The organism is Arthrobacter psychrolactophilus (genome assembly GCF_003219795.1).
Lineage (GTDB): Bacteria > Actinomycetota > Actinomycetes > Actinomycetales > Micrococcaceae > Specibacter > Specibacter psychrolactophilus.
In genome coordinates, this window is record NZ_QJVC01000018.1 from 19,720 (window position 1) to 32,117 (window position 12,398).

Annotated in this window: 13 protein-coding genes; 5 read left to right on the forward strand and 8 right to left on the reverse strand. The window is 59.8% G+C overall.

Going from position 1 to position 12,398, the window contains the following annotated elements; all coding sequences use genetic code 11:
- The first annotated feature begins 49 nt into the window (after window positions 1-49).
- Both CVS30_RS14135 and CVS30_RS14140 read left to right on the forward strand, forming a co-directional pair.
- Window positions 50-949 carry a carbohydrate ABC transporter permease gene (locus tag CVS30_RS14135; protein WP_110486118.1) on the forward strand — a complete coding sequence of 300 codons (900 nt, stop codon included), beginning with the start codon at window positions 50-52 and terminating at the stop codon, window positions 947-949.
- Between the two features lie 98 nt (window positions 950-1,047).
- Window positions 1,048-1,839 carry a carbohydrate ABC transporter permease gene (locus tag CVS30_RS14140; RefSeq protein ID WP_370801093.1) on the forward strand — a complete coding sequence of 264 codons (792 nt, stop codon included), beginning with the start codon at window positions 1,048-1,050 and terminating at the stop codon, window positions 1,837-1,839.
- Window positions 1,840-1,898: 59 nt separating this feature from the next.
- Here CVS30_RS14140 and CVS30_RS14145 read toward each other — a convergent pair whose 3' ends face one another.
- Window positions 1,899-2,480 (reverse strand): CGNR zinc finger domain-containing protein, encoded by a 582-nt coding sequence (locus CVS30_RS14145; RefSeq protein ID WP_110486027.1) that lies wholly within the window; start codon window positions 2,478-2,480, stop codon window positions 1,899-1,901.
- A gap of 72 nt (window positions 2,481-2,552) precedes the next feature.
- Between CVS30_RS14145 and CVS30_RS14150 the strand changes: the two genes are divergently transcribed.
- Window positions 2,553-3,590 (forward strand): EamA family transporter, encoded by a 1,038-nt coding sequence (locus CVS30_RS14150; RefSeq protein ID WP_245934615.1) that lies wholly within the window; start codon window positions 2,553-2,555, stop codon window positions 3,588-3,590.
- Here CVS30_RS14150 and CVS30_RS14155 read toward each other — a convergent pair.
- From CVS30_RS14155 to CVS30_RS14165, 3 genes are read right to left on the reverse strand one after another with little or no spacing between them, the layout of a single operon-like run.
- Window positions 3,564-5,858: a heavy metal translocating P-type ATPase gene (locus tag CVS30_RS14155; RefSeq protein ID WP_110486031.1), complete on the reverse strand. Its 2,295-nt coding sequence runs from the start codon at window positions 5,856-5,858 to the stop codon at window positions 3,564-3,566. The genes CVS30_RS14150 and CVS30_RS14155 overlap by 27 nt on opposite strands.
- Before the next feature lie 24 nt (window positions 5,859-5,882).
- Complete coding sequence (locus tag CVS30_RS14160) at window positions 5,883-6,110, reverse strand: heavy-metal-associated domain-containing protein (RefSeq protein ID WP_110486034.1); 228 nt, start codon at window positions 6,108-6,110, stop codon at window positions 5,883-5,885.
- A 5-nt stretch (window positions 6,111-6,115) separates the two neighbouring features.
- Complete coding sequence (locus tag CVS30_RS14165; protein WP_110486036.1) at window positions 6,116-6,427, reverse strand: metal-sensitive transcriptional regulator; 312 nt, start codon at window positions 6,425-6,427, stop codon at window positions 6,116-6,118.
- Window positions 6,428-6,555: 128 nt separating this feature from the next.
- Between CVS30_RS14165 and CVS30_RS14170 the strand changes: the two genes are divergently transcribed.
- Both CVS30_RS14170 and CVS30_RS14175 read left to right on the forward strand, forming a co-directional pair.
- Window positions 6,556-7,671, forward strand: coding sequence for a WD40/YVTN/BNR-like repeat-containing protein (locus CVS30_RS14170; RefSeq protein WP_110486038.1), 1,116 nt, complete (start codon window positions 6,556-6,558; stop codon window positions 7,669-7,671).
- A gap of 10 nt (window positions 7,672-7,681) precedes the next feature.
- Entirely contained in the window at window positions 7,682-7,972 is a 291-nt protein-coding gene (locus tag CVS30_RS14175) for a MoaD/ThiS family protein (RefSeq protein WP_245934616.1), read from the forward strand.
- A gap of 119 nt (window positions 7,973-8,091) precedes the next feature.
- Here CVS30_RS14175 and CVS30_RS14180 read toward each other — a convergent pair whose 3' ends face one another.
- The 4 genes from CVS30_RS14180 to CVS30_RS14195 all read right to left on the reverse strand — a co-directional run bounded on the left by CVS30_RS14180 (window position 8,092) and on the right by CVS30_RS14195 (window position 12,347).
- Window positions 8,092-9,123, reverse strand: a complete 1,032-nt coding sequence (locus tag CVS30_RS14180) for an NAD(P)-dependent alcohol dehydrogenase (protein ID WP_245934617.1) — start codon at window positions 9,121-9,123, stop codon at window positions 8,092-8,094.
- A 3-nt stretch (window positions 9,124-9,126) separates the two neighbouring features.
- Window positions 9,127-9,969, reverse strand: coding sequence for a carbohydrate ABC transporter permease (locus CVS30_RS14185; protein ID WP_370801095.1), 843 nt, complete (start codon window positions 9,967-9,969; stop codon window positions 9,127-9,129).
- 42 nt (window positions 9,970-10,011) lie between these two features.
- Window positions 10,012-10,887 carry a carbohydrate ABC transporter permease gene (locus CVS30_RS14190; RefSeq protein WP_370801097.1) on the reverse strand — a complete coding sequence of 292 codons (876 nt, stop codon included), beginning with the start codon at window positions 10,885-10,887 and terminating at the stop codon, window positions 10,012-10,014.
- Window positions 10,888-10,967: 80 nt separating this feature from the next.
- Complete coding sequence (locus CVS30_RS14195) at window positions 10,968-12,347, reverse strand: ABC transporter substrate-binding protein (protein ID WP_110486048.1); 1,380 nt, start codon at window positions 12,345-12,347, stop codon at window positions 10,968-10,970.
- Between the last annotated feature and the right edge of the window lie 51 nt (window positions 12,348-12,398).

Below are 12,398 nucleotides of genomic sequence, written 5' to 3' on the forward strand. Positions count from 1 at the left end.
CACTGCCCGGCGGCGCCGGAAAAAACTGACATTCGACAAGGTCAGCTTCATGGCGGTCTTTTTGGGACTGCCTCTGGTGATCTATCTGGTCTTTGTAATCTCGCCATTTGTTCAGGCGGTCTACTACTCAATGACCAGCTGGGGCGGCTTCGACAACAATATGCCGTTCATCGGCTTGGACAATTACGTCAAGCTGTTTAACGATGACATCTTCATGATTTCGGTGCGAAATAGTGTGGTTCTAGCGGTCTTCCTGCCGGTTGTCACCGTGATTCTTTCGCTGATCCTCGCTACGCTCGTCACGATTGGTGGCAGTAGCCGAGGCCAGATCAAGGGGCTCAAGGGATCCGGTTTCTACCGCGTAATCTCCTTCTTCCCTTATGTAATTCCCGCTGTTGTCATCGGTATTATCTGGCAGCAGATTTTGAACCCTAGCAATGGTCTGCTCAATGGAATCTTGACCACCATTGGATTTGATCAAGCGAAAGACTTTGCCTGGCTTGGCGACGAACGCACGGCCATGATTGCCTCGATGTTCATTATTGTGTGGGGCTTTGTCGGCTTCTACATGATCTTGTTTATTGCGGCCATTAAGGGCATTCCTGCGGAAACCTTTGAGGCTGCCCGCATCGACGGTGCCGGCCGATTCCGGACCGCCATGACCATTACCATTCCGTTGATTCGCGACAATATTCAGACGGCTTATGTCTACATGGGTATTTTGGCGCTCGATGCTTTTGTTTACATGTCGGTTTTGAACTCCACAGGTGGACCGGCCAACTCCACGTTGGTCATGTCCCAGAAGCTCTTCAGCACGGCATTTTCCAAGGGTCAGTTTGGCCTAGCCTGTGCCATGGGTGTGGTTTTGGCAGCAATTACTTTGATTTTCTCGGCACTGGTATTCCTGGTGAACCGGTTGACCGGCGGCAGCAAGGATGTGTCTGAGTAATGTCCCTTAAACTTTCAAAAGCAGAGCCGCACGGCCATGTTGAGCGTAAGGCTCAAGACAGTAAGGGTGACAAGGTTGTAGCCGGTGTTTCGCACACCATGCTGAGCCTATGGGCCCTCCTCGTGCTGATCCCGCTAGCGTGGACCTTGATGTCGTCCTTCAAGACGACCTCGGAAATCTTTGCGTCTCCTTTCTCCCTCCCGGAAGTCTGGAAATTTGAGAACTACATCAACGCCTGGGAAACCGCCGGTATTGGTAAGTCCTTCTTTAATACGGTGATCGTCGTTGGCTTTTCCTTGGTTATCGTCATGGTGCTTGGTGCTATGTGTGCCTACGTTCTGGCCCGCTATGTCTTCCCTGGCTCGAAGGCCATTTACACGCTTTTGCTAGCTGGCCTGACGTTCCCGATCTTCCTGGCCATTGTGCCCCTGTTCTTTATCTTGAAGAACATTGGACTGTTGAACACCTTGCCTGGTTTGATCATTGTGTATGTAGCCTTCGCGCTTCCTTTCACGGTATTTTTCCTCTTCTCCTTCTTCAAGGCTTTGCCGTACGAAATTGGCGAGGCTGCGCAGATTGACGGTGCCGGTGAATGGCGTACCTTCTTCCAGGTCATGTTGCCCATGGCTAAGCCGGGCTTGGCTTCAGTAGCCATCTTCAACTTCCTGGGTCTCTGGAACCAGTACTTGATCCCGGTCGCCATCAACACCAACCCGAAGAACTATGTGCTCTCGCAGGGCATTGCCGCTTACGCTGGCCAGCAGGGTTATGCGGTGGACTTTGGTTCACTCTTTGCTGCGGCCATCATCGTGGTTGTCCCCGTCATGATCATGTACATCTTGTTCCAACGCCAGCTTCAGGGCTCAGTGTCTGCCGGAACCATGAAGTAATTTCACTTCCCTGAGGGAATGCCAAAGGCCCGCATCACATGATGCGGGCCTTTAAGGTTCTAAGATCCGTCTTCTTGCGCTGATTTACGACGCCGATACGCGGCTACGTGGGCACGGTTGCCGCAGTTTCCGGTATCGCAATACCGGCGCGAACGGTTTTTGGACAGATCGATCACCACGGCACAACAATCGGGTGCGGCACAGATTTTCAGGCGCACCAGCTCCTTGCCACGAATAACGTCAACCAGAGCCATAGCGGCCTCCACTCCCATGCGCTGCGCGAGGGGCGCCGCGGGGGCGGTTGCGTGCAGATGCCAGTCCCACTGATCGTGTCTGACCAACTGCGGCAGAGCCTGCGCGCGAGCCAGGAGTGCATTGATCATTTCGGCCGCGGTAGTCTCGTCGGCCGTGAAGATGCTCCGTAATTCGCTACGGACGGCACGGACGGCGGCGACCTCGTCCTCGGAGTGCTCGCGGGAGCCGGAGAATTGCTCCCGTTCCACAAAAACATCAAGATCAGCCACGGACTTTAGTCCTTCACTTCCCGTCACCTGCTGATTTTCGTCCAACGATGTGGGGGCAGTATTGATCAAATTCACGGCAGACAGCAGTGCCACCTCCGTGTCATGACTAAAGATCATGTTGACTCCTGACATTGCTCGAGCGTAATGTCATTAGTATAACTCTGATTACTGCTGACATCTGGATGTGCCGTGACTTCCTCCAAATCCCCCGCACTAGTGGCTTCTATTGAATCGAAAAGAATGCTGGCCTCGCCCGCTCTCTTGTTAGCCCTTATTTCCGCCGCGGCTTTTGCCCTGTCGGGATCGTTCGCTAAATCGCTCTTCGATGTTGGCTGGTCACCCGGCGCGGCCGTCGCTGCCCGCATCGGAGGCGCTGCCGCGGTGCTGCTGATTCCCGTCATTGTCACTCTGGTACGGAATTGGGCTGCCGTGAAGGGCTCGTTGGGTCGGGTGGCTATCTACGGTGTCGTGCCGATCGCGCTTTGCCAGCTGTTTTATTTCAACGCCGTGCAGCATCTGTCGGTGGGCGTCGCGTTGCTCCTGGAATACCTTTCACCTGTGCTGTTGGTTGGGTGGGCCTGGGCTATGACACGACAGCGCCCTCGCGTTCTGACGATCATCGGAGCCGTCAGTGCCATGGCGGGTCTTGTGCTCGTCTTGGATCTCGCGGGCGGTCAGAAGGTCAGTGTTGAAGGCATCCTGTGGGGTTTGGCTGCGGCCGTGTGCTCGGCGGTCTTCTTCATCATGTCCGCCAGGAGTGGCGATAATGTGCCGCCGATTCTCATGGCCGGTGGTGGCATGGCGGTGGGTGCCGTCATGATCATCGGACTGGGCATCACGGGCATTTTGCCCATGGCCTTCACCTTCGAAAATCCAGTCTTTGCTGGAACGCAGGTGCCTTGGCTGGTTCCCGTTCTGGGTCTGGTCCTCATCACCACAGTGTTCGCCTACGTCGTCGGAATTGTTGCAACCCGTGGCTTGGGCTCGAAGGTGGCATCCTTCGTGGCGCTCTTTGAGGTGCTTTTCGCCGTTGTGTGGGCCTGGATTTTACTGGGGGAGTTGCCCCGGACCATTCAGCTGCTCGGTGGTGTCGCCATCATGGGCGGTGTGGTTCTGGTCAGATTGGACGAGCTGCGCGGCTCGCCCCGACGCGGCCCGTCCTATTCTGTTGACCTTGACGCTGCACTGCCAGCGGAAAAGCTACCGGCCGAAGCGCCTCAACCGTAGCGAGTTGGCCACCACCAGTACGGAACTGGCGGCCATGGCGGCGCCGGCGATCATGGGATTCAGTAACCCCAGCGCTGCCACGGGAATGCCGATCGCGTTATAGAAGAACGCCCAAAACAAGTTCGTTTTAATGGTGCCCAAGGTCTTGCGTGAGAGCGCAATGGCCGTGGCGACCTGGCCTAGATCGTTGCCCATGACGGTGAGATCTGCCGCCTCAATGGCCACATCTGTGCCCGATCCCATGGCGATGCCCAGATCGGCCTGCGCCAAAGCGGCCGCGTCGTTCACGCCGTCGCCGGCCATGGCCACAGTGGCTCCCGCGGCCTGCAATGCCTTGACGGCGCTGACCTTCCCCTCCGGCAGCACATCCGCGTATACATCTTCGGGGGCAATTCCGACAGCGGCCGCGACTTGGGCAGCCACGGCAGCGTTGTCTCCCGTGAGGAGGATGGGACGCAGCCCCAACTCTTTCAGTGTGGCAATCGCGGCGGCAGATCCGGCCTTAATGGTGTCCTTGAGAGCAATCAGCCCGGCAACTTCACCGTCCACAGCCACCCAGATGGCCGTCGTGCCGAGGTTTTGCTGCGCCGTTTGGGCTGCGCGGTGGGGGCCCGTCAGCTCCACCCCGTTGTCCTCGAGCCAGCCCGTGCGTCCAGCCAGAACCGTGCGGCCCTCGATGTTGGCTCGCACGCCGCCCCCGGGGGAGGAGGTGAAGTCTTCGACGTCGGGCAAGGTGCCCCAGTTGCGCGCGTGCTCCGCGATGGCATGAGCAATGGGATGCTCACTGCGGGATTCCACCGCGCCAGCAAAGCTCAGGACCTCCGACGCCGGCAGCCCTGCAAGAGCAACGACGTCGACAACGCTCAACTTACCTTCGGTGACGGTGCCGGTCTTATCCAGCAAGATGGTGTCCACCGTACGGGTGTCCTCGAGGACCTGCGGGCCCTTGATGAGGATGCCGAGCTGCGCGGCGCGGCCCGTTCCTGTCAATAGTCCAACGGGTGTGGCCAGGCCCAAAGCGCAAGGGCAGGCGATGATCAACACCGCAACCGCTGCCGTAAAGGCGGCCTGAATGTCGCCACTGAAGAGCAGCCAGAGCGCGAAGGTCAGGACCGCAATGGCGAGCACGATCGGCACGAAGACCGCGCTGATGCGATCCGCGAGCCGGGCGATCGGGGCCTTCGATGCTTGCGCGGCGCTGACCAGTTTCCCCATTTGGGCGAGCGTGGTTTCGCTGCCGACCCGGGTGGCCCGTACGAGCAAGCGTCCTGAGGTGTTGATCGTGGCGCCGGTGACGGCATCGCCTACCGCGACGTCGACGGGCATGGATTCTCCGGTAATAAGAGCGGTATCGATAGCCGAGCTGCCGTCGGTGATGATGCCGTCGGTGGCAATTTTCTCGCCGGGACGGACCACGAAGATTTCTGCCACGGCAAGATCTGTTGCCGGAATCTTCACCTCGACGCCGTTGCGAAGCACCGTGGCTTCCTTGGCGCCCAGACTCAGCAGTGCCTTGAGAGCGTCGCCTGCCTTGGACTTGGCCCTTGCCTCGAGGTAACGCCCCAAGAGTAGGAAGGTCACCACGACCGCCGAGACCTCAAAATACAGGCGAGCGTGTGCGCCATCCATGGCCATGCCGTGCGCTGTCATGGTCGGATCCAGTCCCAGCTCTACGGCCGAGAAGAGGAAAGCGGCGCTGACACCGATGGAGACGAGCGTGTCCATGGTTGAGGCAAGGTGCCGGGCGTTGATGGCCGCGGCGCGATGGAACGGCCAGGCCGCCCAGGTCACGACGGGCAGGGTCAAGATACCCACAACCCAGCCCCAGTGTGGAAATTGCAGGGCTGGAAACATGGAAATCAAAAAGACCGGAACGGTCAAGATGGCGGCCAGAACCAACCGCGGTCGCAGGGTCGCGGCAGTGCCGCCGTGGGCCATGTGGTCGGTATGTTCCGGTGTGGCACTCGGGTGAGATTCCTGCTCGTGGTGATGTCCGCCGTCGTGCTTCAAGGGTGGAGGATTCTTAAGCCGGGCGGTATAACCGGTGGCGTTGACGGTATCGAGAATTTGTTGATCGGATATGCCGGCGGGAACCGTGACCTGGGCTGTTTCCAGCGGGAGGTTCACGGCAGCGCTGACGCCTTCGAGTTTGCCCAACTTACGCTCCACCCGGCTGACGCAGGAGGCACAGGTCATGCCTTCGATGTCGATCTCGACCATGCGGGGTCCGGGGGTAGCGGTTTGGGTCAAAATTTCTGAGGCGCTCATGGCGCTCCTTAATGTGGGAGTGGTTTATGCGTCATTGGAGACGAGGAGGTAACCGGCTTCGGCGACGGCCTCGCCGATTTCTGCTGAATCCAGCGTCAGGGTTGAGGTGATGGTGACCTCGGAAAGGCCGCCGGAATTGAGGTCGACGGTGACGCTTTCCACGCCCTTGAGTTCGGTCAATTCCTCGGTGACGGAGTTGACGCAGTGCCCGCAGGTCATGCCGGAGACGTTGACGGTAATGGTGTGGCTCATGATGATTAGCTCCTGAGTAGACGTGAAATTGCTGCGGTGGCTTCGGAAACCTTGTCCGAGACGATGTCCGGATTGCCGGTTTCGTGGCTTTCATGGGCCGCGTTGACCACGCAATGCGCAATATGGTCTTCGAGCAGCCCAATGCTGACGGCGTGGAGGGCCTTGTTGACAGCTGCCATCTGAGTGAGGATATCGATGCAGTACTTGTCATCCTCAATCATTTTGGCAATGCCGCGGACCTGGCCCTCTGCGCGTTTTAGGCGTCGGAGATAGGCCTGCTTTTCTTCGGAGTAGCCGTGACTATGTTCTTCTTCCATACCCTCAACTTATACCCCCGGGGGGTATGCGTCAAGAGGGGTTTTGATGATTCTCGCGCGACTGCGGATGCACATTACCGCTCAGTAACCCCTTGTTGCGCGAGCCCGGTGATGGTCGAATTTAATCCATGAGCAATCAGGAGACGTCAAACGATGGTGAATTGACATTGCTGGCCGTAGGTACCAAAAAGGGCCTGTGGCTTGGCACGAGTGACGACCGGGTGAGCTACACCTTCACCGGCCCACATTTCCTCATGCAGGAGATCCCGAGCATTGGCATCGACACTCGTGGCGGCCGGACTCGCATCATGGTGGGCCTACGCAGTGAGCATTGGGGACCCACCGTGGCGCACTCCGATGATTTCGGCGCCACGTGGCAAGAACCCGAACATGGGGCCATTACCTTCCCTGCGGATACCGGTGCGGCTTTGGAGCGTGTGTGGCAGATTCAGCCCGACGGTGCAGACCGCCCAGGGGTGGTGTGGGCCGGCTGTGAACCCATCTCGGTGTGGAAGTCCGTGGACGGGGGAGAGCACTTTGAACTCAACCGCGGGCTGTGGGATCACCCGCATCGCTCCGAATGGGGTGCGGGTTTTGGCGGCGCGGCCGCGCATACGGTTTTGCCCAGCCCTGCCGATCCGGACACAATACACATCGCCATGAGCACCGGCGGCGTTTACCGCAGCCTTGACGGAGGGGCGTCGTGGGAGCCGCGAAATAAGGGCATCGGTGCCACGTTCCTGCCCGAGGAGACGCCGGAATTTGGCCAGTGCGTGCACAAGGTGGCCCGCGATGCCAATCATCCCGAGGTGCTGTTCGCGCAAAACCATGGCGGCGTCTACCGTAGCGGAGACAGTGGTGATTCCTGGGACTACATTGCCCGCGGCCTGCCGGCAGATTTCGGCTTCACCGTCATGACCCACCCGCGCCGCTCCGACACAGCCTGGGTCATTCCCATCAAGGCCGATGCCGAGCGGATCCCGCCGGATGGCCAGCTTGCCGTGCATAGAACGGACGACGGCGGTCACTCCTGGACGCGGCTCGAAGAGGGTTTGGTGCAGCCTGAGTTTAACGTTGTGCTCCGTGACGCTGCCGCAGTTGATAGTGCGGAACCCGTGGGCGTGTACTTTGGCACGCGTGGGGGATCGGTGTACGCCAGCGCGGATGAGGGCAATCATTTCTTCGAGGTCCTTAGTCACCTGCCAGATGTTTTGTGCGTCCGCGCGGCCGCCATTGAACTATGAAGGTGGAGTCGTGGCGAACGAAGTGACGGTATTGGTGCCGCAGCTGTTGCGACCTCTGGTGGGTGGCAGCGGGGAACTGCGTCTTGATGTTGGTGATGGCGCCTCGGTGGGGGAACTCCTGGATGTCATTAGTGCACAATTCCCGGTCTTTGGTCGAAGACTGCGTGATGAGACGGGAACCCTGCGTCGCCACGTCAACATTTACCTGGACGGCGACGAGGTGCGGCGGCTGGACGGCCTGCAAACCCACGTGGCCGCCGGTCGCGAACTGATGGTGATTCAGTCCGTCGCCGGTGGTTGAGCTGGCTCCCGTCCACCACCCCCAAAACGCTCGCTCGCTAACGGCATGAACACGGTTAGTGTCCCTCCGCGACGCGAGCGAGCGTTGGTGCCAAGTGCCCCGTATGTGCGCGAGCGTTGCTAAGGGCGGACGACGGCCTTCAGGGCTCCTGGATTCGTACCTGCCTTTAGCGCCGCCTCCACGTCGTCAAGCCCGTGCGTTGAGGTGACGAGCCCGTCCAAATCAATCTGCCCGGAAGCAGCCAGCGCAATGGCCGTGGGCCACGTATTCGCGTAACGGAAGGTACCGGTGATCACGAGCTCGCGCCCCTGAACAAGTGGCACCGGCAGGGAGATCGTGTCGGCGCCCATGCCCACCAGAACGCAGTGACCGCGCGGGGCCAGCCTGGCCAGACCGCCCAGGATGGCCCGTTCGGAGCCGCTCGCATCGATAAACACATCAAATTCCGGCTCCACGGGCGGCGGTTCGCCGGCCGTGAACGTATGCGCAGCGCCGTACTTTTGTGCAACCGTTAACCGCTCGGCTCGCACATCGGTCAGCGTGACAATGGCTCCGGCCAGTTGGGCCACATTAGCAATGAGCAACCCGATGGGTCCGGCGCCCGCAACCAAGACAGCATCTCCAATCTGGATCTTGCCTGCGGCCCGTGCAGCCAGGGCCACGCTGAGTGGCTCAAGAAGGGCTGCGGCGTCGTCGGAAACCGAGTCTGGAACCGGATGGCAGAAGGCGGCCGGGTGTACTGCGTACTCGGAAAACACTCCGTCTATGGGAGGCGTGGCAAAGAACCGAACGCCCGGATCGAGGTTGTAACAGCCTGCCAGGGTCTGCTTCGAGCGAGGGTCGGGAATGCCCGGCTCGAGTGAGACGCGCTGGCCCAGGGTGCGGTCCTTGACGCCGTCGCCCAGTGCGACGATGACGCCGGCGGGTTCGTGGCCCAGTACCAGAGGTGCATCCACCACATAGGGGCCAATACGGCCCTCCGTAAAGTAGTGCGTGTCCGATCCGCACACGCCAACAGACGTGATTCGCACCAGAACATCACCCGGCCCCGGAGTGGGGACAGGCCGCTGCTCCGTACGCAGCTCTCCCTGGCGAACCAAAACGGAGGCAGTCATGGAGTTGGGTAGAGCTGAGGTTGCTTGAGTGCTCATTCTCTACTTCACCGCACCCATCGAGAGCCCGCGGACGAGCTGCTTTTGTGCCACCCAGCCGGCGATCACGACGGGCAGGGAGGCCAGTACCGAAGCCGCCGACAACTTAGCAAGGAACAAGCCCTCGCTGGTCATTTGGGAGACAAGGAACACCGGCACTGTGGCCGCGTTGGCGGCCGTGAGGTTGAGGGCAAAGAAGAACTCATTCCAGGCAAAGATGACACAGATCAGTGCCGTTGCGGCCAGACCAGGGGTGACCATGGGAATCAGAATAGTGCGCAGGGTCTTGATCAGCCCGGCTCCATCCATGGACGCGGCCTCCAGGACCTCGGCGGGGACTTCCTGGAAGAAGGATCGCATCATCCAGACCGCGATTGGCAGGTTCATGGCCGTGTACAGGACAATCAGCGTGCCAATGTTGTCCAGCACCTTGAGCTGTCCGGCGATTACGTAGATGGGCATGATGACGGCCACGACGGGAAGCATCTTCGTGGAGATGAAGAAGAACAGCACGTCCTGGGTCTTCTTAACGGGTCGAATACTCACGGCATAGGCGGCCGGCACGGCCAGCAGGACCACAAGAATGGTGGAGACCCCTGTGGCGATCAGCGAGTTGAGGAAGTAAGCGCCCGCGCCGTTGCTGAGCACGGCCTCAAACTGTTCAAAGGTGGGAACGAAGAAGAACACTGGAGGGTTGGAGGCGGCGGCCGATTCGGGCTTGAACGCCGTCAGGACAAGCCAGATCACGGGCGCGAAGAACACAAACGCGAGCAACCACGTAACGGTGGTGAGGGCGGAACCGGAGAAACGCCGTCGTGCTTCACGAGACTTCCGCTCAGCGGATATCGGGGCAGGGGATTTTGGGGGAGTGATGAGAGTAGTCACGGCTTAGTCCTTTGCGTCAAAGCTGCGGAAGATCAGGCGCAGGGCGAATGTGGCAATGGCGATGGTGGCAATAACCACCACAACACCCATCGCGGCCGCCTGGCCAATGTCGAAGCCCAGGAAGGCCCGCTGGTAGATGTAGAACGGCAGGTTGGCGCTGGCTGTCCCGGGACCACCGGCCGTCATGAGGTAAATCTGGTCAAAGGTGTTGACAACGTAGATGGTGCCCAGCAGCACGCCCAGCTCAATGTAGCGGCGCAGTTGTGGCAGCGTGACCCACAGGAACGTCTTGGTCCAGCCGGCGCCGTCGATCTGCGCGGCCTCGAGGACATCCTTGGGTTGGGACTGCAGTCCGGCCAGCACCAGCAGCATAGTGAAAGGGGTCCACTGCCAGACAAGAGCCATGAGGATGGAGACGATGGGGTGCGACGCCGTCCAATCGACGGGCGGGATGCCCACCAAGGAGATCACCCAGTTCACCAGGCCGAAGCTCGGGTTCAGCATGGAGATGCTCCACAGCGTGGCCCCGGCGACCGGCATGATCAAAAATGGCGTGATGAGCATGGTGCGCACAACGCCCTGGCCGCGGAACTTGCGGTCAAGCAGGAGGGCGAAGATGATGCCAAGGACCATGGCCAAGAAGACGCAGCCAAGGGTGATGACAATGCTGTTCAGGGCCGAGCTGCGGAAAGTGGAGTCCATGAAGATATCCACATAGTTTTGCAGCCCGGTGAACTGGTTGCCATCGGGGCGCAGCAGGTTCCAGTTCCGCAGCGAGTACCAGATGGTGACAAGGAATGGCAGCTGCGTGATGACGATCGTGAAGATCAAGGCTGGCAGGAGGGGTCCTCGGCGGCGCCAACCCTCGGCCCTGGAGATGCCAGTTCCGTCGTTCGCCTTCTTGGCGTTTTTGCGGGCGTGTTGTTTAAGGTTGTGTCGATCAACCAGCGTGGTAGCCACTACTTGCCTCCTTCTTGGTATGACTTGGCAATGGGCTCGGCGTACAGCTGGGCCTGCTTGAGTGCTTCGTCGACTGTTTTCTGCCCGGCAATAGCGGCCGAGATTTGCTGGCTGACCCGGGTGCCCAGGTCCTGGAATTCCGGAATCCCCACAAATTGCAAGCCCGGGTACGGAACGGAATTGACCATGCTGGATTCCTGCTTGGCGCCGTACATCGCGTCAAGGGTTGGCTTGGCGTAGGCCTTGGCGACTGCGGCGTATTCGGGGATTTCGTAGGTGGATTTGCGGCTGCCTGGCGGGACCCGCTCCCAGCCGATCTTGTTGCCCACTAATTTGATGTAATCCTTGTTGGTCATCCAAGAGACAAAGTCCCAGGCGGCGGTCTTGTGCTTGCTGGTGGTCGGAATGGCCAACGACCAGCTGTATAGCCAGCCCGCCGACTCGGTGTTCTGCACGGGCGCTGGGGCGTACTGCGACTTACCGGCAACCAGCGACGAGGCTGGGTCTTCGATGCTGGAAACCATGGCCGTGGCGTCGTACCACATGGCCGCCTTGCCCTGGCTGTAGCGGGTGATGCAGTCGCCGTAACCGCTGGTCGCGGCGCCGGGCTGGCCGGCGTCGTGCAGCAGGTCAACGTAGTCGGTGACAGCCGCCTTGACCTCGGGGGAGTCCAACTTCGCGTTCCAGTCCGTGTCAAACCATTGGCCGCCGTAGGTGTTGATGACCGTGTCCAGTGGGGCCATGACCTCACCCCAGCCGGCGAGTCCGCGCATGCAGATCCCGGCGAAGTCCTTGGTGGGGTCGTTGAGTTTGCGGGCAATCTCGCCAATCTCGGCCCACGTGGGGTGTGCCGGCATGGTAATTCCGGCCTCCTTGAAGAGATCCTCGCGGTACACCAGGAACGACGATTCGCCATAGAACGGCACCGAATGCATATCGCCCTTGTAGCTGAGGGCGTCCTTGATGGTGGGGATGAAGTCGGCAGTGTCGTAACCTTCAGTGGCGTCGGCCAGGGGCTGGAGATTCTCAATCCAACCGTTCGCCGCCCACATCTCGGTTTCGTAGTTGGAGATCATGACAACATCGAACTCGCCGCCGCCCGTAGCTACCGAGGCGGTGATCTTGGCACGGGCCTCATTTTCAGGAAGCGTCACGAACTTGACGTTGACATTGGGATGCTTGGCCTTGAAATCGTCCTGAAGGGAGACCGCATCCTTCATCTGCGGGTTCGCAACAATGGCCACAACGATGGTGTCCTGATCGCCGGCTGGTGCGCAGCCACTCAGTGCCAGCGTGGCGGCTGCGGCGATGGCAAGCCACTTGCCGGCACGCGAACCGGGCTTAGGTGCATGTTTGGCACGAAATTGGGGGAACTTCATTGGTCACTCTCAATCTGTTTGCTCATTTGAGAAGTTATTCCTGCTCATTTG